Source organism: Nonomuraea sp. NPDC047897 (genome assembly GCF_043204415.1).
In the GTDB taxonomy this organism is placed as follows: Bacteria; Actinomycetota; Actinomycetes; order Streptosporangiales; family Streptosporangiaceae; genus Nonomuraea.
On sequence record NZ_JBIDCC010000004.1, the window covers coordinates 309,092 to 326,954 of the forward strand.

Here is a 17,863-nt window from a genome sequence, read left to right on the forward strand (position 1 = left end):
GTCGATGATGGGTGGGGCCAGGAGTCGGGTACGTTGATCGACCATGACCGAAGCCGGTTTCCTCGAAGCGACGCGCAGCGCCTACGACGCCAGGGCGGCCGAGTACAGCGAGCTCTTCCGCGAGTACCTGGTGGACCAGCCGCTGGACCGGGCCCTCATCGACACCTTCGCCGACCTGGTGGAGGCGACGGGCGCCGGCCCCATCGCTGATCTCGGGTGTGGGCCGGGACACTACACGGCCTACCTCCACGCACGGGGACTCCCCGTGTTCGGGATCGACCTGGCGCCGGGGATGATCGAACAGGCCCGTCAGGAGCATCCCGGCATCCGGTTCGAGGTCGGCTCCATGTTCGCGCTGGACGTGGAGGACGACGGTGTCGGTGGCGTCTTCAGCCACCACTCGATCATCCACACCCCGCCCGAGCGGGTGCCCGAGGTGTTCGACGAGTTCGCTCGCGTGCTCGCGCCCGGCGGGCACGTGCTGCTCTCCTTCTCGGCGACTGACGATCCGGCGCAGCCGGCCGAGGCGTACGACCACGCCGTCGCGCCGGCCTACCGATGGTCGACGGACATGATCTCCGGCATGCTCCGGGAGCGGGGCGTCGTCGAGACCGCCCGGCTGGTGTTTCCCGGCGATCAGGATCTGAGGCGTGGATTCCCGAGGGTGTTCCTGCTGGCCGGCGCCACGGCCTAGACGCGAGCCGGCCTAGACGCGAGCCGACATGGTCGACCGGCTGTCGACCACGGGCAGGGGGGCCGGTTCGACACCCAGCTCGCCCATCGCCTCGACGTACACGCGGTACCGTCTGCGGGCTTCCCCGTGACGGCGAGCCATGGACAGGGTCCGGACCAGGTCCAGGTGCGCCTCCTCGTCATAGGCGTCGCCTTCGAGCAGCCGCAGGAGATGGCGGACCGCCCTGTCGTGGTCTGACACCTGCTGTGCACGGGACGCCAGTGACCGCAGCAGCGCCTGGTGGACGGCCCGCGCCTCCTCCCGCAACGGCTCCAGCCATGCCGAGTAGGGGGAGTCCGCGCAGACGTCGCCGGTGTACCGCGCCTCGGCGAAGGCAAGGAGATCCTCGTCCTGCGCGGCGAGCGCCTCGGTGGCGGCAGCGAGGAACTCCTCGACGTCCACGCGAAGGCAGGCAAGCCGGATGGTGTACTTATCCCCCCGAACGAACTCTCCGGCGCCGAACTTCCGCTGCGGATCGAGGACGGAGCGGACGGTCGACAGGGCGACCGAGAGCCGGTTGGCGCATCGGGCGGGGTCTTCGCCCGGCCAGAGGGCCTCCATCGCCGCCTCCCGGGCAACGGGCCGCCCCCGCTGGCAGACCAGCCACGTCAACAGGTCCCGAGCCTTGCGTGAGGGCCACTCGGCTGCGGGGACGGAACGTCCGTAGCGGCTCAGCCGTACCTCGCCGAGCACGCAGAAGCGCACCGCGCCGGGGTCCAGGAGCGCGACCGCCCGCAGGAGCCCCGCGCCGGAGTCGGGTGGACCATGGATCCCCGCGCGGCGCAGCTCACGCTCCGCCTCGCGGACGCCGTCACGCTCGGGGTTTCTGAAGGCCGCCCGGGCGAAGCGGTTGCGGGCCAGGCCCAGGGGGCTGCCGATCTCCGTCCAGACCTCGCCTGCGGCCGTGAGCAACTCCTCGCGGTCCTCGGGCGAACCGGCGGCTGCGATGGCCGACAGTTCCAGCGCCTCGGCCAGGGCTGCCTGATCTCGTCGGTTCGCGGCGGCCGACCGGGCGGACCGCGCGTAGGTGGCCGCCTTGGCCCGATCGCCGGCTTCCGCCCAGACCCAGCCGGCGGCCAGCAGCGCCCCGACCTGGCTGGATCCGCTGCCAGCGGCCACCGCGCGTTCGGCGAGCCGGACGGCCCGCTCGGGGTCGTCGGCGACGTGGATGCGAGCCAGCCCGGCCAGGGCGGACTGGACCAGCCGGACGTCCTGGAGCTGTTCGGCGTGCTTGAGCGCGTTCTCGTAGCTGGTCCTGGCCCGCGACAGGTGTCCGCGCTCCAGGTAGACCCTGCCGAGCCCGGCCAAGGGATGGCCGAGCTTGTCGCTGCCCACCCGGCCCAGGATCTCGCACGCCTCTCCGAAGTCGGCCAGGGCCTCGTCCAGCCGGCCCAGTCCGGTGAGTGCCTCCGCGCGGTTGTGCAGGGCGATCGCCGCGTTGACCGGCGCGCCTGCCAGCTCCGCCCGCCGTACCGCGAGCTCCAGGTCGGTCAGCGCCTCGGCGTAGCGCGCCTCCTCGGTACGGTGCGAAGCCCGGTTGGCCAGGACACGTACGGCCAGCAGCAGATCACCCGAGCTCTCCGCGGCGGCGAGCGCGAGCGTGCTGTGTCGTTCGCTCGCGGCTCGGTCGCCCTCGTCGTGGGCGGCCATGGCCAGCGCGGTGTGCGCGCACGCCGCCGACCGTTCATCACCGCAGGCCGTCGCGATGGAAAGAGCACGTTCTGCCAGCCGCACCGCGTCCGGGAGGTCGCCGACGAGCCAGCGGGCGCTGGCGGTCCAGGCGAGCAGCATGGCCTCGTGGGGGGAGACGCCTTCGGCGAGCACCCCGCGCTCGAACGCCTCCAGCGCCGCCCGATAGTCGCCGCGATGGTAGTGGATCATGCCGATCCGCCATGCCACGGCGGGATCTGTGGCCGTGGCGTGGCGTAGACAGTCGAGCGCTCCCGCCCAGTCGCCCTGAACCTGCCGCGCCTGGCCTTCGGCCAGGTCGACGGTGGGCGTACGCAGCTTCGCCGGAACCGCGCGGCAGGCCCGCACCACCTCCACGGACCGGCCGTCAGCCAGCAGTGTGTCCCACCAGCGTTCGATCAGTGCGACGAGGTGGACGGGATCGCTGGAGACGGCCAAGGCCTCCCTGATGAACCCGTGTTCCTCGTACCAGCGGGCTGCCCGCGACGCGCGCTCGCGGTCGGCGCCTCCGACGCATTCCCGGATCAGGGTGGTCACGGCATAGCCGTTCTCACACCCGGTGATCAGGACGTGCTGGGCGGCCAGGGCGTTGATCTCGTGGTGGGAGACGTCGAGGCCGATGGCCGTGCACAGCTCCGGGGTGAACCAGGGCAGGGCCGCGGCCGTACGGAGGAACTCGTCCCTTCGGGCATCACCGTCGTTGAGCACCTCTTCGACCAGATAGTCGAAGAGCGGCCCGGTGGGCGCCGCGAGGTGCCGCGACCGGGCTTCGGCCGGCAGGCCGCGGAGCCGGCTCAGTGCCAACCGCACGGCGACCGGCCAGCCCGCGGTGAGCTGCTGGACCTCCCTCGCCGGCCCGTCGGCGTCCTCCTCCAGGACGAGCCGGGCCAGCGATCCGGTCTCCTCGGGCGTGAAGGCCAGGTGTTCGGCCGAGACCCGGAACACGTGACCCAGGCCGCAGAGCCGCTGAATCGGGAAGGGCGCCCCCGAACGCGAGATCAGCACCAGATGCAGCTTGTCTCCCGCGTGCCGGCACAGCCCTTCGAGCAGGCGGCTGCCGGCCGTATGCGGGGTGAGCCGCTCCGCCTCGTCGATCACGAGAACCGTGGAGCGTGGTATCGCGGCACCGAGTTCGGCGGCGAGCGCAGCCGTACGGGCCGGGTCGTCCGCCGCGGGCCCCATCGATCGGGTCCATGCCGCAGGCGCCGCCAAGCCCCGGCAGACCTCTTCGACCAGAGTCGCGTCGTCGGTCTGGGCAACCCATGTCACCGGCACATCCGGCCGCGCCCGCGCCCATGCGCGGACGGCCGACGTCTTCCCGCCGCCCGGTCCGGCCGTCACCACGGTGAGGCGGTGCCGCAGGATCTGGTCCAGGAAACGGGTGAGGTGGGGGCGTGGCAGCAGGTGTTCGGTCGCCGTCACAGGCGCAGTATCCGCCGACCTCGACTGCAAGGCAACGGAAAGGCTCCCCCTACCGTGGTCTCTGCTCGCGTTCTCCGCTCGCGCACGCCCGTGGACGCCGATGATGATCGTCCACTAGATTATGGACTCGGCCGTTATCGGTGGCTCTGCATCGAAGCCGTTAGGGAAGGTCGTACCGAGTGCCCGATGGCAACGCCCCGAGCCCGACATACCCCGGCTCGTCCGAGGGACGGCCTTCACCGGGCGACTCCGCGTCGCCCGGTCCGTGGAGTCCGTCGGCCTGCCCGCATGATCCGCCGTGCCGCATCCGTCCGTGCCTGCCGACGGACAGACTGGGCCGTCCGCCGGGTCCTCTTCAGCCGGGTCCCGGTGACCATGTTCCGGCCCCGCCGCCCGCTTCACCCGCCCCGGACGAGAAGGACGGCTATGGAGCACGGACCGACAAGATCGTCGCATTCGCCGGCGTGATGCTGGAGGCCGCGGAAAACGTGAACCGGATCACGGCCAAGACGCCTGTGGTTGACGACTGGGGGTGGTTCGACACCCCTCGCATCATCAGCCCCTTCCTCGGCAGGCTCAACGGCTACGTCGAGGAATGGACCGCGGCCGCGACAACCCTCCAGCGCGTGCTCACTGACGACGCGCCCAAGCTCATCGGCGCGGCGAACAAGTATCGCGACGCCGCGGACGACGCCGGAGCAGCCGTCGACCAGATCAACCGGTGAAAGGGTGCCCATGCCGAACTCCTCGCGTCATTCGTCCGGGCCGCACCACAGCAGCCGCCACACCCTCGGGTCCGCCAAGAACCGCATGGAGCGGCTCGCGGCTCAGCAGGCAAGGCTCAACCAGGTCAAGGTCGATCCGGACTTCTTCCGGCGAGTGCTGAACCTGGCCAAGGCCCACAACCGGCCGATCTATGCGGGACTGGCCACCTCCGGGCTGGTCGTCGCGGGCACCACGATGGTCGTCGCCGCCCTGGGGAACGTGTCCGATCCGCGGAGGTTCTTCGACGCCCGGAGCAGGTGGAACGAGATGCTGAGCGGCCTCAAGCTCAGTGCCTGGGACGTATGGATCAGCTTCTTCAGCCTGGTCACGCCCTATTGGGTGGGGCACGCGGCGGAGACGGTGCAGCGTTACCTCCGGTTCGAGCTGATCGGCATGTTCGACGAGCTCGGCCGCGTCGCCACGGAGATGAGCAACACCCTCACCAGCCTGGCCTGGGACGTCGTCGACTACGACGTCAAGCTCGTCACACTGCTGGTGTCGGCCGGCACCGCCTTCACCGCCCTCCTGCCGTTCAGCGCGGTCCCGGCGGTGAAGCTCACCCTGGGGGTGGCTGGCATCGCGTTCCTCTCCCTGCTCGCCAGCCTGATGCAGGAGTTCATCGGCAAGATCAAAGCACTCGACCTCAAGCTGGAAGCCCTCGGCCACAAGATCTTCGAGCTGCGCAGCCTCTTCGCCGTGGGAGGCGACAAGTTGCACCTGCAGCCGCCGGGCAGCGACCCCGGCCTGTGGAAGCCGGTCACCAGGGAGCCTCGTGCCGCTCATTGACGCTTCGGGCTCGGGCGAGGGGGAGGAGGGGTTCGCGCCGCTGTTCCGCGAGATCGGATGTCTGACCGACGCGTTCGCCGACGAGCTGCGCGAGGCGGAGGGGCGCAGGGTGACCGGTGCCGACGGGGCCGGCCGGGTGGTGGCCACGGTGTCGGGCTCGGCGCGGCTCCTCCACCTGCGCATCGACCCCCGGGCGATGCGCGACCTCGACCACACGGAGTTGAGCCAGGCCGTGTTGGACGCGGTCAGAGCGGCCCGCGAGGCCGCCGCGGAGGGAGTGGCCGACTCCCTGGGCAGGCTGAACGCCGGCCGGCCGCAACCCGGCCCGGACGACAATCCGCTCGGGCGCTACCTCGACGCGATGCTGCGGGAGGCCGATCGTGGATGAGCCGGAGCGGCTGGCGAGGATCACCGAGCAACTGGAGCGGCTGGAGCGGTTGTCGGCGAAGCAGGCCGAGGCCGCGGCAGCGGCCGAGCAGCTGATGACGCGGGAGTTCGTCGGCCGGGCCGACAAAGGCGGCATCACGGCGACCGTGGACGGCGCGGGAAATCTGCTCGCCGTCGACATCGGCCGGCTGAGTATGCGGCGGCATGACGGCGTGACGCTCGGCGACGCGGTGCTTGAGGCGATCCACGCGGCTGAGCACGCCGCCGCCGAGGCGAGGACCGCGCTGACGGGTGACCTGGGCGCCGGCCTCGGGCTGGGCGACCTGTGCGGGGACGCGCAGCAGCTCTTCCACGGTGTCAGGACTCGTCCGCGGAGCAGATGACGACTCACGAGGGACTGTGCGGGCCGCACCGCGGGCCGTCGTCCGCCGCGGGCTGAGAAGCCGGTTCTTCCCAGGTGCCGGGCGGAGTGTTCGCGCCGGAGGGGGGAAGGGTGTCGGGCGGGAGGGTGACAGGAGGCCGCCGTGACCGTCCTCGCGATTTTTCTTCTCGTCCTCGGGACGATCCTCGTCGTTCTAGGGACGGTACTGATCGCCCTCGGCGCGATCCTGGTCCTGTTGGGGATCATGTTGATCGCCCTGGGGGCGTTCCTGCTGATCCGCAGAGCGCTGAGGCGCCACAGCCGGTAGTCCGGTCGAGACCCGCGCTCGATCAGGCCGAGTCGCGCAGGCGGTCGGCTCGCGGAATTCGAGGGAAAGGACATCTCTCGCCGGTTCGATGCCGGCGTGGAAACGCTAGGACACGGCACCGACAGAATCGGGCGTCGCCTTTTCCGGTTCAGCCGCGGAATGGCGTGCCTGCTTGGCCGGGAACGTCACCGGTCATTCATGAGGCCGAGGTCGACGTGGACGTCCACTTCGTCGTTGAGTTTGAGCGCGCCGAACAACGCCGAGTAGGGGCGGATTCCCCACCGGGTCTGCACGACGGTGGCCGAGCCGTGGGCGCGGCCCTCGGCCAGCGAGCCGCGCAGTGTGACGGGGCGGGTGGCGCCGACAATGGTGAGGTCGCCTTCGATCTGGAACGACTCCGCGGTCCCGGCGACTCGGGTCGACCGGAAGGTGATCGTGGGGTGCCGCCCGGTGTGCAGGATCTTGTCGCGGATGGCTTTCTCGATGTCTCTGCGGTCGGCGGCGGTGAGGGGTTTGACGCCGCCGGTCGCCTCCCGGACTTCGAGTGATGCGGCGTCGATCTCGACGGTGACCCGGGAGCGGGACGGGTCGGCGGTGTCGATGGTGGCGTCGCCGTGCCATCGGGTGACCTCGATGGTGAGGTCGTGGCCGGCTTTCGCGCCGAGTCCGGTGCGCGTCGTGTTGACGAGGAGCCGGCCGGACTCGGGTCCCAGCGCGTAGGTGCTCACTCCTCCAGGCTAGCCCGCGTCCGGGTGGCCGGTCCGAAAGTGGGCCTATACGCTCGACCAAGCGCTTGCTACGCTCCGGCCATGGTGGCCACGATCGTCTGGGGTACCGGAAACGTGGGCCGAGCGGCCATCCGCGCCGTGGCGGCCCATCCGGCGCTGAAACTCACCGGGGTGCTGGTCCACGACCCCGCTAAAGCCGGCCGGGACGCGGGCGAGCTGGGCGGCCTCGACCACGAGCTGGGCGTCGCGGCGACCGACGAGGTGGACGCCGTGCTCGCCACCGCCCCACGCGCCGTGGTCTACGCCGCGTCCGGCGACATCCGCCCCGACGACGCGCTCGCCGACGTCGTCCGGGCGATCCGGGCGGGGGCCGTGGTCGTCACGCCGTCGCTGTACGCGCTGTACGACCAGCGCAACGCCCCGCCCGAGACTCGGCGGAAGGTGCTGGAGGCCGTGGCGGCGGGCGGCGGGTCGCTGTTCGTCTCCGGCGTGGACCCCGGCTGGGGGAACGACGTGCTGCCGGCACTCGTCAGCGGACTCGGCGGCACCATCGACGCGGTCCGCTGCCAGGAGATCTTCGACTACACCACCTACGACCAGGAGGACTCGGTCCGCTACCTGGTCGGCATGGGGCAACCGATGGACTACGAGCCGCCGATGCTGGCGCCCACGGTCCCGGCCATGGTGTGGGGCGGACAGGTACGGCTGATCGCCAGGGCCCTCGGCGTCGAACTGGACGAGATCCGCGAGAGCGTGGACCGGCGCCCGCTGGAGCGCGGTGTGAGCACCGCGGCGATGGGCGAGTTCGCGGCGGGCACCCAGGGGGCGGTGCGGTTCGAGGTGCAGGGCGTCGTGGGCGGTGAGCCGCTCATCGTGATCGAACACGTCACCCGGATCCACCCCTCGTGCGCGCCGGACTGGCCGGCACCGCCCAGCGGGGACGGGGCGCACCGGGTGATCGTCGAGGGCCGGCCCCGGATCGAGGTGACGGTCGAGGCGACGGACGAGGACGGCAACCGCTCCGCCGGCGGGAACGCCACCGCCGCCGGCCGACTGGTGAACGCCATCGACTGGCTGGTGGCGGCCGAACCGGGCCTGTACGACGCGCTCGACGTCCCGCTCCGCCCCGCGACCGGCCGGCTTGGAAGGAGGCGACGGTGAGGATCGACATCCCAGGCGGCAAGGACCCCATCGCGTACGTGTGGGGGGAGATGGTCCCCGGCATCGGGGCCGCCGCCGCGAACTTCTCGCTGGCGGTGTACGCCCACACGACCCTCGGGCTGCGCGAGTTCGAGGCGGCGCGGCTGCGGATCGCGCAGATCAACGGGTGCGCGTTCTGCCTCGACTGGCGTACCGAACGGGACGGGACGAAGGTGGAGGAGGGCTTCGCCGACGCGGTGCGCGCGTGGCGCACCACCGCCGCCTTCGACGAGCGCACCCGGCTGGCCGCCGAGTACGCCGAGCGGTACGCGCTCGACCACCACGGGCTGGACGAGGAGTTCTGGGCCCGGATGACCGCGCACTACAGCCAGGTGGAGATCGTCGAGCTGAGCATGTCGATCGGCTCCTGGCTGGCGTTCGGCCGGCTCAACCACGTGCTGGGCCTCGACACGGTGTGCGTGCTGCCCAGCGGCGCCACGCCGGCCGGCGGGGGAGGGGGCTCGCCATGACCTAGCGACGGCCTCGGCAGGCGATCGGACGGGACACCATCTTCACCCAGGGCGCGAGCGAACGTCAGACAGTTCTCTTCCTCACGTGAGGAATGCCGCATGAGTGACAATTTCGCTGTCCGTGCCGGGTCCCATGGAGTCTCGCGCCGTGGGTTCATCGCCGGAACCGGCTCCCTCCTCGGAGCCGCGGCCCTCGCCGGCCGCGCCCCCGCGGCCCAGGCCCGTACCGCGTCGATCGCGTCAGGGGCGCACGTGCCGGCCCTGGTGATCGGCACCGGGTACGGGGGGTCCGTCGCCGCCCTGCGCCTCGCCCAGGCGGGCGTCAACGTGCACATGATCGAGATGGGCAGGGCCTGGGACACTCCCGGCTCCGACGGCAAGATCTTCTGCAACACCCGCGAACCCGACTACCGGTCGTACTGGCTGCGCACCAGGACCAAGGCGCCGCTCAACTACTTCCTCGGCTTCCCGATCGACCGTGACATCCCCCGCTACACCGGCATCCTGGACGCCGAGGAGTTCGGTGGCATCACGGTCTACCAGGGGCGCGGCGTCGGCGGCGGCTCGCTCGTCAACGGCGGCATGGCGGTGACCCCGAAGCGTGAGAACTTCGCCGCGATCCTGCCGACGGTGAACGCCGCGGAGATGTACGACGTCTACTACCCGCGCGCCAACGTCGGCCTCGGCGTCGGCCTCATCGACCCGGCCTGGTTCGACACGACCGCCTGCTACCAGTACGGCCGCGTCGGCCGCAAGCACGCCCAGCGGTCGGGCTTCCCGTTCGTCTTCGTGCCGGACGTGTACGACTGGGACTACATGAAGCAGGAGGCGGCCGGGACCGTCCCAAGGTCGGCGCTGGCCGGCGAGATCCTCTACGGCAACAACCACGGCAAGAAGTCGCTGCAGCAGACGTACCTGGCCCGCGCCCGGGCCACCGGCCGGGTCGCCGTCTCGCCGCTGCACCGGGTCACCTCGGTCGCCCCGGCCGGCGGCGGGTACGCGGTGACCGTCGAGCAGCTCGACGACACCGGCGGCGTCACGGCGACCAAGACCGTGACCGCCGACCGGGTGTTCTTCGCGGCGGGCAGCGTCGGCACCAGCAAGCTGCTGGTCAGGCTGAAGGCCACCGGCGTGCTGCCGAACCTGAACAGCGAGGTCGGCAAGGGCTGGGGCGACAACGGCAACGTCATGTGCGGCCGCGCCAACCACCTGTGGGACCCGACCGGCAGCCTCCAGTCGGCCATCCCGTGCTGCGGCATCGACAACTGGGCGGCCGGTGGCGCGTTCGCCGAGGTCGCGCCGCTGCCCACGGGGATCGAGACGTTCGCCTCGTTCTACCTGTCGATCACGAAGAATCCGCACCGCGCCCAGTTCACCTGGAACGCGGCGGCCGGCCGGGTGGAGCTCACCTGGCAGGCCGCCTGGAAGCAGCCGTCCATCGACATGGCCAGGACCATCTTCGACAAGATCAACGCCAAGGAGGGGACGATCTACCGGACCGACCTCTTCGGCGTGTACAAGGTCTGGGGCGACCACCTCACCTATCACCCGCTCGGCGGCGCGGTCCTCGGCAGGGCCACCGACAACCACGGCCGTCTCGCCGGCTACCCGGGCCTGTACGTCATCGACGGCGCGCTGATCCCGGGCAACACCACCGTGAACCCGTTCGTCACCATCACCGCGCTCGCCGAGCGGAACATCGAGCAGATCATCGCGACGGACCTGTGACACTCGCCCTTGACGCCCGGTGTGCGGCCGTCGCAGGCGCCCGGACCTGCCGGAAAATGATCAGCTTTGGCGGAACAGCGTGTGGGCAACCCTTCGAGGCGGCCGACGGGTCGGCCCCCGTGCCTACGTCAGGTGACGGCGTAGGCACGGGGGATCGTCTGAGAGCCTGCTGACAAAGGATTTGGTCGCTGAGGACGGGACAGGGATACGGGTGATGCCGGGAGGGCCGTTACGCTCCCGTGGCCCCATCAATGCGCTCCCGGATCAGGTCGGCGTGCCCGGTGTGCTGCGCGTACTCCTCCAGGAGGTGGATGTAGATCCAGCGGAGGCTGACCTTGCCGGTCGGCGCCCCAGGGTCGTCGGCCAGCTCGTCGAGGTCGATATCCGCAACCGCGGCGTCGCAGGCAGCCGTCTCCGCGAGGAAGGCGGCGTAGTCCGCTTCGGCGTCGGCGTCGGCCACCAGGTCGAAGTCGCCGTCTTCGTACTCCTCCGTGATGTGCAGCTCGGGCAAGTCTTCGTGCAGGAACTTCTCCCGGAACCACCAGCGCTCGACTTCAGTCATGTGTCGCAGAAGGCCGAGCAGCGTCAGGTTGGACGGCTCCACGGAGGCGGTTTTCAGTTGCTCGGCGGTGAGGCCGGCGCATTTGCGCAGCAGGAACACCCGGCGGAGCTTCAACCAGTTATCCAGCATCTCGCGTTCGCCGCAGGCCATGTCCGTCCGAGGTCCCCGCTCTACGTCGGGTGCTGTCCACGTCATGTCACCATCATGACGACCTGCGCAACCGTATTTGCGGGGTACGCGCGTATCGGGCCCGCCGCCGCCGGGCGTAATGAACCGGTCCGGCCGCTGCTGTGCCGGCCGGACCGGTTCGCGAATGCCGAGCGAGCGAGGCGAAATGATCTGGCGAAACGCCTGGGGTGGGCGTCCCTCTCAGGCGTCGGTGAGGGGGAGGTAGACCGTGCCGCCCTGGTCGCGGAACCGTGCCGACATGTCGGCCATGCCGGCCGTGAGCGCCTCGGAGTCGGACAGGCCGTGCTCGTCGGCGTAGCGGCGGACGTCGTGGCTGATCTTCATGGAGCAGAACTTGGGCCCGCACATGGAGCAGAAGTGGGCGGTCTTCGCCGGGGCCGCGGGCAGCGTCTCGTCGTGGAAGGAGCGGGCGGTGTCGGGGTCGAGCGACAGGTCGAACTGGTCCTCCCAGCGGAACTCGAACCGGGCGTCGGACAGCGCGTCGTCCCACCGCTGGGCGAGCGGGTGGCCCTTGGCCAGGTCGGCGGCGTGCGCCGCGATCTTGTACGTGATGACGCCGGTCTTGACGTCGTCCCGGTCGGGCAGGCCCAGGTGCTCCTTCGGGGTGACGTAGCAGAGCATGGCCGTGCCGAACCAGCCGATCATGGCGGCGCCGATGCCGGAGGTGATGTGGTCGTATCCGGGGGCGATGTCGGTCACCAGCGGGCCGAGCGTGTAGAAGGGGGCGTCGTCGCACAGCTCGCGCTGCAGGTCGACGTTCTCCTTGATCTTGTGCATGGGCACGTGGCCGGGTCCCTCGACCATCGTCTGGACGCCGTGCTCGCGGGCGATCGCGGTCAGCTCGCCCAGCGTGCGCAGCTCGGCGAACTGCGCCTCGTCGTTGGCGTCGGCGATGGAGCCGGGCCGCAGGCCGTCGCCCAGTGAGAACGCCACGTCGTACGCGGCGAAGATCTCGCACATGTCGGCGAAGTGCTCGTACAGGAAGCTCTCGCGGTGGTGCGCCAGGCACCAGGCGGCCATGATCGAGCCGCCCCGGGACACGATGCCCGTCTTGCGGCGGGCGGTCAGCGGCACGTACGCCAGCCGCACCCCGGCGTGCACGGTCATGTAGTCGACGCCCTGCTCGCACTGCTCGATCAGCGTGTCGCGGTAGACCTCCCACGACAGGTCGGCGGCCACCCCGCCGACCTTCTCCAGCGCCTGGTAGAGCGGCACGGTGCCGACGGGCACGGGCGAGTTGCGGATGATCCATTCGCGGGTGGTGTGGATGTCGCGACCGGTGGACAGGTCCATGATCGTGTCGGCGCCCCACCGGGTGGCCCAGGTCATCTTCTCGACCTCCTCCTCGATCGAGGAGGTGACGGCCGAGTTGCCGATGTTGGCGTTGATCTTCACGAGGAAGTCGCGACCGATGATCATCGGCTCGCTCTCCGGGTGGTTGACGTTCGCGGGGATGATCGCCCGGCCGGCGGCCACCGCGTCCCGGACGAACTCCGGTGTCACGCCCTCCCGGATCGCGACGAACTCCATCTCGCGGGTGATCTCCCCCCGCCGGGCGTAGGCGAGCTGCGTCACGGGCGCCCCCGTGGCCCGCAACGGCCGCCGCGCCGCGCCGCGCCAGGCGTGTCCGGCCCGGCCGGCCCCGCTCGGGCGGCCGTCGTCGATCGGCCGCACCGGCCGGCCCGCGTAGTCGGCCACGTCCCCCCGGGCGAGGATCCACTCCTCGCGCCGGGCCGGCAGCCCCTCGGTCACGTCGGTGGCGGCCGCCGGGTCGGTGTACGGCCCGGACGTGTCGTACAAGCTGATCCGCTCCCCGTTGGACAGCAGCACCTCCCGCACGGGCACCCGCAGCTCGCCGAGGTGGACCTTGGAAAAACGCGCGCCACTCACGCGGCAACTCCCTTCGCCGGCATTACCCGGAGCAGGTTCTGGCGGTCGGCGGCTGATGGGTAGCCGTCCTCTCAGCCCGGTCACACCGGGCTCCCGCGTTGGACCGGATCAACGTAACCCGGCGCCCGCAGGGGCGCAAGGCGGAGCCGCCGACGTGCCCGGGCCCGTCCTCGACGGGCGGTCACCCCCCGGTGAGCAGGCCGCGCTGGTAGGCCACGGCGACCGCGGCGGCCCGGTCGTTGACGCCGAGCTTGGCGTAGACGTGCAGCAGGTGCGTCTTGACCGTCGCCTCGCTGATGAACAGCCGGGCCGCGGCCTCGCGGTTGGTGGTGCCCTGGGCCACCAGGCGCAGGATCTCCAGCTCCCGGCCGCTCAGCGGGTCGGCGGGTGCGCGCACCTGACCCATGAGGCGGGTGGCGACGGACGGGGACAGGACGGCCTCGCCGCGCGCCGCCGCCTCGACGCCGCGCGTGAGGTCCTCGCGTGCGGCGTCCTTCAGCAGGTAGCCGGTGGCTCCGGCCTCGATCGCGGGCAGCACGTCGCTGTCGGTGTCGTACGTGGTGAGGACCAGCACCCGGGCCCGGACACCGAGCCGCGCCAGCTCCCTGATGGCTGTCACTCCGTCCATGCGGGGCATCCGCAGGTCCATGAGCACGACGTCGGGGTCGAGGGCGCGGGCGAGGTCGACGGCCTGCGCGCCGTCGCCCGCCTCTCCGGCCACCTCGAAGCGCGGGTCGCCGGTGAACATGCCGCGGATGCCGTCGCGGACGATGGGATGGTCGTCGGCGATCAGCAGCCGGATGGGGGTGTCAGGCAAGGAAGCTCTCCTCCGCGTGTTCCCTGGGCACCGCGGGGACGGCCGCGGAGATCGCGGTGCCGGAGCCGGGCTCGCTCTCGATCTCCAGGGTGCCCGCCAGGCGGCTGACCCGCTGGCGCATCGAGGTCAGACCGTACCCGCCGCCGTCGCGGACCCGCTCCGCGTCGAACCCGGCGCCGTCGTCGCGCACGTCCAGACTGACGAGGTCCTCCATGTACGACAGGGTGACGGCGACCCGGCCGGCCCGGGCGTGCTTGGCCACGTTGGCCAGCGCCTCCTGAGCGGTGCGCAGCAGCGTCCCCTCCACCTCCGGGTGCAGCGGACGGACCGGGCCCGTCGCGGTGACGTCGGCGCGTACGCCGTGCAGCTCCGACCACTCGGCGGCGACCCGCGCCAGCGCGTCCGGCAGGGGGGCGGACTGCAGCGGCCCCGGCTCCATGGCGTGCACCGACCGGCGCGCCTCGGCCAGGCTGTCGCGGGCCAGGCGGGTGGCCGTGTCGAGGTGCCGCCGCCAGACGGCCGGCTCCTCGCCGGCCTCGTGGGCGTGGGTGGCGGCCTGGAGCTGGGCGATGATGCCCGCCAGCCCCTGGGCGAGGGTGTCGTGGATCTCGCGGGCCATGCGCCGGCGCTCGTCGAACACCCCGGCCTCGCGGGCCTGCACGAGGAGCTGGGTGTGCAGGCCCGCGTTCTCCCGCAGCGTCTCCTCCAGCCGCGCCACCATGAGCTTGCGCTCGGCGCTCCGCTCGGTGGTGACGTCGCCGACGAAGCTGAACAGGCAGACGAGCGAGACGACCACGGCGACGAAGAACAGGTAGGTCAGGATGCCCGTGAGGGTGGGCTCGGGCAGCCGGCCGGTGTAGCCCGGGATGCACACGGCGGCGGTCGCGGTCACCCCGGCGAGCCGCCACCTGCCCGGCAGGTACCACCAGGAGTGCAGGTAGCCGGTGAAGGCGAAGAAGGAGGCGAACCAGATCCCCCGCGTGTTGAGCACCGCGATCAGGACCACCAGCCCGGCGACGTAGACGTGCCGCCGGGCGCCGGGCGTCCTGCCCATCACCCCGATCCAGGCGGCGGTGAGGGCCGCCAGGCCGAGCGTGGTCAGGCGGTACGGCCACGCGGTGTCACCGGTCAGCCAGGACAGCGCCGTGGACACCACCAGCAGCAGGTACGGCACCGCCGCGAGCAGGCGCTCCAGGAGCCGCTCCCACCGGTCGAGCCGCGTGTCCGCCGCCGTCCTCGTCACGTCCCTACTCCCACCGGAAGAACTTGGCCGCCGCCAGGCTGACGACCAGCGCGTACGCGGCCAGCACGGCCATCATGAGGGGGCTGGGGAACCCGCCCGCCCAGACCTCCGCGAGCACCCGCCGGAAGGCGCCCAGAGGAGTGTATTCCCCCACGTTCCGCAACGCCGTGGGCATCTGGTGCGGCGGCTGGATGAGCCCGGCGAGGTAGGCCATGGGGAAGTACAGCAGCACGCCGATCCCGTTGGCGGCCCGGCCGTTCGGCGCCAGGGCCGCGATCAGCAGCCCGATGGCGAACATCGCGGCCGTGCCCAGCAGGAACGCCACCGTGAGCGCCAGGACGCCCGACGGCACGTGGGCGCGCAGGACGGTGCCCGCGACGGCCACGAGCAGGCCGCAGGCGGTCAGCGCGAGCACGAGCTGCAACGCGAGCTGCACCGTCAGCAGGCTCGCCGGCCGCACCGGGGTGGTGGACAGCCGGCGCAGGATGCCCCGCTCCCGGTAGGTCGCCAGGGTGGTGGGGAGCTGGTACAGCCCCACCAGCCCCACGGCGATGGCCAGCGACATCGGCAGCAGCACGGTGTCGCCGGGGGTGATCGAGCTGCCGAACACCACGAGGATGAACAGCGGGATGAGGATGGTGAACATCGCGCCGGGTTCGCGGGCCAGCAGCTTCAGTTCGACGGTGGTGAGTTTGGCGAGGGCGCTCATGCGTGGTCTCCGAAGGGGCGGCCGGTCAGGGCGATGAAGGCGTCGTCGAGCGTCCGCCTGCCGATGCGCAGGTCGGCGACGAGAAGCTGGTGGCGGGCCAGAGCGGCGGTGACGGCGGTGGCGAAGTCGCCCCGGCCGGTGACGACCACCTGGTCGCCGCTGCGGGACACGCCGGACACGCCCGGCAGGTCGCCCAGCAGGACGGCCGGGTCGGCGTCGCCCGCCATGAGCGTGAAGCGCATCTGGTGCTCGGCGTCCACCCCGTCGATCAGGCCGGTCGGGGTGTCGACGGCGACGACGGTGCCGCGGTCGAACACCGCGACCCGGTCGCACAGCTCCTCCACCTCGTCCATGAAGTGGCTGACCAGGACGACGGTGACGCCGCTGTCGCGCACCTGCTTGATGACCTCCCAGGTGGCGCGGCGCGCCTGCGGGTCGAGGCCGGTCGTCAGCTCGTCGAGGAAGGCCACCTTCGGGCCGCCGACCAGCGCCAGGGCGATGAACAGCCGCTGCTTCTGGCCGCCCGACAGCTTGCCGAAGCGGGCGTCGCGCTTGTCGGCCAGGCCCCACTGCTCCAGCAGGTCACGCCAGTCGCGGGGGCGGGCGTAGAAGGAGGCGTACAGGTCGAGCGCCTCCCAGACCTTGATGTTCTCGGGGAGCTGCGTGTGCTGGAGCTGCACCCCGATCACCTCGCGCAGCCGGCGGCCGTCCTTCGCGGGGTCGAGCCCGAGGACCCGGACGGACCCGCCGTCGGGCCGCCGCAGGCCCTCCACGCACTCCACGGTCGTGGTCTTGCCGGTGCCGTTCGGGCCGAGGATGCCGAAGATCTCGCCCTCCTTCACGGAGAACGACACCCCGTCCAGGACCGTCTGTCCCGCGTACCTCTTCGTCAGGCCGCTGACTTCGATGACTGCCATGGATCAAGCATCCGGCGCGGCGCCACGCGGCGGATCGACCTACCGGCCGCACTCCGGCGGGTGGACGGCTGAACCGGAAATCCACCGATCGGTGGATGGCGCGCGGCGCGGGCGGTTGGCCAGAACTTGGCGCAAACCTGTCCATCAACTGATTGAGCGACCTCACGCCCGGGCCTAGGGTCGGCCGCGTGAAATCAGGGGAGAGCGGCCAGCGGGAGATGATCCTCCAGGTCGCCACCAGGCTGTTCGCCGCGCTCGGCTACGACGGCACGTCCACGCGCCAGATCGCGGAGGCCGTCGGCCTGAACGTCGCCACGGTCAGCTACCACGTCGGCAGCAAGCGCGAGCTGTACCTGGCGGTCATGGACCGGGCGTTCCGCGCCTTCGCCGACGAGTTGGAGGACGCCGCGGGAGAGCTGACGGCCGCTCCCGGCGAGGCGAAGGCGGTGGCGCTGCACCGGCTCCTCGACCGCTACATCGACTTCTGCGCCGCGCATCCCGAGTTCCCGGCGCTGTGGATGCACCGCTGGCTCTCCGACGCCAGCGACGTGTCGGGGCTGGAACCGGTGTACGTCCAGCCGCTCGCGCAGTCCGTCATCGACTCCATCGCGCCGCTCAACGTGGGGGACGCCGACCTGGACTTCACGGTCATCTCGATGATCTGGTGCATCCACAGCTTCGTGCAGAGCGGCGTGTACGACAAGTCGGGCGAGCGCCAGGGGCCGGAGAATCCACGCGCGCTGGCGCGCTTCCGCGCCCACATGCACACGATGATCCATCGGACGCTCGGTCTGCCCGGGGAACCGCCCTCTGTGGAGGAATCCACACGCTCGGAGTGATCAGCGCCACACAACCCGATAAGGGAATTCGGCGTCTTAAATAGGCAATTGTGGATCTCTTCCATGAGAGCATGACGACGGTTGGCGACCATGCCCGCAC

At 71.2% G+C, this 17,863-nt stretch carries 18 protein-coding genes and 1 riboswitch; of the genes, 10 read left to right on the forward strand and 8 right to left on the reverse strand.

Annotation, left to right across the window (positions count from 1 at the left end):
• The first annotated feature begins 43 nt into the window (after positions 1 to 43).
• Positions 44 to 694, forward strand: a complete 651-nt coding sequence (locus ACGF0J_RS11445) for a class I SAM-dependent methyltransferase (RefSeq protein WP_393144511.1) — start codon at positions 44 to 46, stop codon at positions 692 to 694.
• A 12-nt stretch (positions 695 to 706) separates the two neighbouring features.
• Here the strand turns inward: ACGF0J_RS11445 and ACGF0J_RS11450 are convergent, their stop codons facing one another.
• On the reverse strand, positions 707 to 3,844 hold the full coding sequence (locus tag ACGF0J_RS11450) for a tetratricopeptide repeat protein (RefSeq protein WP_393144513.1): 3,138 nt from the start codon (positions 3,842 to 3,844) through the stop codon (positions 707 to 709).
• A 464-nt stretch (positions 3,845 to 4,308) separates the two neighbouring features.
• Between ACGF0J_RS11450 and ACGF0J_RS11455 the strand changes: the two genes are divergently transcribed.
• The 5 genes from ACGF0J_RS11455 to ACGF0J_RS11475 all read left to right on the forward strand — a co-directional run bounded on the left by ACGF0J_RS11455 (position 4,309) and on the right by ACGF0J_RS11475 (position 6,471).
• On the forward strand, positions 4,309 to 4,569 hold the full coding sequence (locus tag ACGF0J_RS11455) for a hypothetical protein (protein WP_393144515.1): 261 nt from the start codon (positions 4,309 to 4,311) through the stop codon (positions 4,567 to 4,569).
• A gap of 10 nt (positions 4,570 to 4,579) precedes the next feature.
• The gene (locus ACGF0J_RS11460; protein WP_393144517.1) at positions 4,580 to 5,395 is read left to right on the forward strand and encodes a hypothetical protein; all 816 of its coding nucleotides are present in this window, start codon (positions 4,580 to 4,582) and stop codon (positions 5,393 to 5,395) included.
• Entirely contained in the window at positions 5,382 to 5,783 is a 402-nt protein-coding gene (locus tag ACGF0J_RS11465) for a YbaB/EbfC family nucleoid-associated protein (protein WP_393144519.1), read from the forward strand. Before ACGF0J_RS11460 ends, ACGF0J_RS11465 begins: the two co-directional genes overlap by 14 nt.
• Positions 5,776 to 6,165, forward strand: a complete 390-nt coding sequence (locus ACGF0J_RS11470; RefSeq protein ID WP_393144521.1) for a YbaB/EbfC family nucleoid-associated protein — start codon at positions 5,776 to 5,778, stop codon at positions 6,163 to 6,165. The genes ACGF0J_RS11465 and ACGF0J_RS11470 overlap by 8 nt, the downstream gene beginning before the upstream one ends.
• Positions 6,166 to 6,306: 141 nt before the next feature.
• Positions 6,307 to 6,471 carry a hypothetical protein gene (locus tag ACGF0J_RS11475; protein ID WP_393144523.1) on the forward strand — a complete coding sequence of 55 codons (165 nt, stop codon included), beginning with the start codon at positions 6,307 to 6,309 and terminating at the stop codon, positions 6,469 to 6,471.
• 185 nt (positions 6,472 to 6,656) lie between these two features.
• On the opposite strand, the gene ACGF0J_RS11480 is transcribed toward ACGF0J_RS11475, so the two are convergent.
• Positions 6,657 to 7,199, reverse strand: a complete 543-nt coding sequence (locus tag ACGF0J_RS11480) for a YceI family protein (protein ID WP_393144525.1) — start codon at positions 7,197 to 7,199, stop codon at positions 6,657 to 6,659.
• An 81-nt stretch (positions 7,200 to 7,280) separates the two neighbouring features.
• On the opposite strand from ACGF0J_RS11480, the gene ACGF0J_RS11485 reads away from it, so the two are divergent.
• The 3 genes from ACGF0J_RS11485 (at position 7,281) to ACGF0J_RS11495 (ending at position 10,597) form a co-directional block, all read left to right on the forward strand.
• Positions 7,281 to 8,360, forward strand: coding sequence for a dihydrodipicolinate reductase (locus tag ACGF0J_RS11485; protein ID WP_393144527.1), 1,080 nt, complete (start codon positions 7,281 to 7,283; stop codon positions 8,358 to 8,360).
• The gene (locus ACGF0J_RS11490) at positions 8,357 to 8,869 is read left to right on the forward strand and encodes a carboxymuconolactone decarboxylase family protein (protein WP_393144529.1); all 513 of its coding nucleotides are present in this window, start codon (positions 8,357 to 8,359) and stop codon (positions 8,867 to 8,869) included. The genes ACGF0J_RS11485 and ACGF0J_RS11490 overlap by 4 nt, the downstream gene beginning before the upstream one ends.
• 99 nt (positions 8,870 to 8,968) lie before the next feature.
• A complete protein-coding gene (locus ACGF0J_RS11495; RefSeq protein ID WP_393144531.1) occupies positions 8,969 to 10,597 on the forward strand; it encodes a GMC oxidoreductase in 1,629 nt (542 codons plus the stop codon).
• 229 nt (positions 10,598 to 10,826) lie between these two features.
• Here ACGF0J_RS11495 and ACGF0J_RS11500 read toward each other — a convergent pair whose 3' ends face one another.
• The 6 genes from ACGF0J_RS11500 to ACGF0J_RS11525 all read right to left on the reverse strand — a co-directional run bounded on the left by ACGF0J_RS11500 (position 10,827) and on the right by ACGF0J_RS11525 (position 16,924).
• Positions 10,827 to 11,354, reverse strand: a complete 528-nt coding sequence (locus tag ACGF0J_RS11500; protein WP_393144533.1) for a DinB family protein — start codon at positions 11,352 to 11,354, stop codon at positions 10,827 to 10,829.
• A gap of 174 nt (positions 11,355 to 11,528) precedes the next feature.
• Positions 11,529 to 13,238 (reverse strand): phosphomethylpyrimidine synthase ThiC, encoded by a 1,710-nt coding sequence (gene thiC, locus ACGF0J_RS11505; RefSeq protein ID WP_393144535.1) that lies wholly within the window; start codon positions 13,236 to 13,238, stop codon positions 11,529 to 11,531.
• Positions 13,230 to 13,345: riboswitch (TPP riboswitch) on the reverse strand. Its footprint overlaps the gene before it by 9 nt.
• A gap of 74 nt (positions 13,346 to 13,419) precedes the next feature.
• On the reverse strand, positions 13,420 to 14,055 hold the full coding sequence (locus tag ACGF0J_RS11510; protein ID WP_393144537.1) for a response regulator: 636 nt from the start codon (positions 14,053 to 14,055) through the stop codon (positions 13,420 to 13,422).
• Entirely contained in the window at positions 14,048 to 15,298 is a 1,251-nt protein-coding gene (locus ACGF0J_RS11515; protein ID WP_393144539.1) for a sensor histidine kinase, read from the reverse strand. The genes ACGF0J_RS11510 and ACGF0J_RS11515 overlap by 8 nt, the downstream gene beginning before the upstream one ends.
• Positions 15,299 to 15,302: 4 nt before the next feature.
• On the reverse strand, positions 15,303 to 16,007 hold the full coding sequence (locus ACGF0J_RS11520) for an ABC transporter permease (protein WP_393144541.1): 705 nt from the start codon (positions 16,005 to 16,007) through the stop codon (positions 15,303 to 15,305).
• A complete protein-coding gene (locus ACGF0J_RS11525) occupies positions 16,004 to 16,924 on the reverse strand; it encodes an ABC transporter ATP-binding protein (protein ID WP_393144543.1) in 921 nt (306 codons plus the stop codon). Before ACGF0J_RS11525 ends, ACGF0J_RS11520 begins: the two co-directional genes overlap by 4 nt.
• 188 nt (positions 16,925 to 17,112) lie before the next feature.
• On the opposite strand from ACGF0J_RS11525, the gene ACGF0J_RS11530 reads away from it, so the two are divergent.
• Positions 17,113 to 17,763, forward strand: a complete 651-nt coding sequence (locus ACGF0J_RS11530; RefSeq protein WP_393144545.1) for a TetR/AcrR family transcriptional regulator — start codon at positions 17,113 to 17,115, stop codon at positions 17,761 to 17,763.
• Positions 17,764 to 17,863 lie beyond the last annotated feature (100 nt).